This is a genomic window from Streptomyces zinciresistens K42 (genome assembly GCF_000225525.1).
GTDB classification, from domain to species: Bacteria; Actinomycetota; Actinomycetes; order Streptomycetales; family Streptomycetaceae; genus Streptomyces; species Streptomyces zinciresistens.
Map to the genome: position 1 here is coordinate 1 of NZ_AGBF01000438.1, position 1,466 is coordinate 1,466.

The following is a 1,466-nucleotide window of genomic DNA, read 5'->3' on the forward strand; positions in this document are numbered from 1 at the left end:
ACGCCGCGCTCGCGTCGACCGGCGTGTGGCGCAGGGCCGGCCGGGGCGCGGCACGGCCGCGCCGGGGCTTGCCGACCGCGACGAGCAGGCCGGACAGGGTCGCTCCGGACCGGGCCAGCACCTGTGATCTGCGGCCGACGTCCCGGGCGGCCGGGATGGCGCGCAGCAGCCGCCAGACGTCGGGGGGCCCGTGCAGGGCCAGCACGTCCGCGTCCCACACCACGGCCGCGTCCCGGTCGGTGAGGGCGACGGCCACGTCACCGGCGAGGAGCCCGTCGAGGACGTCCTCGTCGTGCGGACCGGGCCGGGCGACGGTCACGACGACGCCCTCCCCGTCGCGCAGGCCCTCGACGACCTGCCGCAGCGGCCGCTCCGCCGGCACCACCTGGTCGGCGAGGCCGGTGAAGTCGGCGAGGGCGGGGTCGTCCGCCGTCACGACGCGCAGTCCCGCGCGCCGGGCCGCGTCGAGGACGGCCTCGGCCCAGGCGTCGGCGCCCCCTCGGGCGGTGCGCAGCGCGCTCGGGTGCAGGACGACGGTGCCGGCCATCTCCAGCTGCCGCAGCCGCTCGGGGTCGCGGACGAGGACGCCGGTGCGGGCCAGCGCGGAGCTGAGGACGGCGTGGAAGGCGGCCGGGCCGTAGCGCGCCGCCTTGGGGGCACCCGCGAGCACCGCGTCCGCCGCCTCGGTGCCGTCCTGCTTGACCAGCAGCGCGGCCACCGCCCCGACCAGGCTGCCCGCCTCGGCGTGCGAGGCGTACTGCTGGGCCGGGGAGGTGCGCAGCGGCGGGCGCGGGCGCTGTGCGGCGACGCCGGGGCGCTCGGGCGCGCAGACCTCGTCGTGGACCTTGTCGAACGCGGCCGCGCGGGCGACCGTCTCGGCCAGTTGGAGGGAGCGCAGCGCGCCGTCGAGCACCAGGGCCGCCGGGGTCCGTCCGGCGCCGTGGGCGGCCGCGTGGGCCACGGCCAGCACCAGATCCATCCGGGAACGGCCGATGCGGGCGCGCAGCCGGGCCCGGAACCGCGGGTCCTCCCGGAGCAGGGTGACCAGCGCGGTCAGGCCGCGCGGTGTGGCGGGCAGGCGCAGGACCTGGCCGGTGACCGCGAGGGCGACGCCGATCCCGTCGGCGGCGAGCGTCGCGGCGGCGGCCCGGACCCCGGCGGGATCGGCCGGGTGGACGACGTCCTCCGCGGCCCCGTCGTCCGGGGCGAGGCCGTGCCGGGCGGCGATCTCGACGGCTCGTGCGCACACCTGTTCGCCCGCGGACTCCTCGGCGGCCGTCACGACCAGCCGGCCGAGGCCGCCGTCCCAGTAGGCGAGGGCCACCTCGGGCCGCTCGGCGAGGGCAGCGGCGACCCGGCGCGCCACACGCTCGGTGCCGCCCTCGCGCCGGGTCCGGGCGGGTTCCTCGGGCCGCAGGGCGAGGTGGGTGCGGCCCCCGGAGCGCCAGGCGGGCGCCCCGCCCGGC

General features: G+C 80.4%; 1 pseudogene. It reads right to left on the reverse strand.

The annotated features are described in order from the left end of the window. Positions 1–1,466: pseudogene (locus SZN_RS37070) on the reverse strand (cation-translocating P-type ATPase); the annotation flags it as partial.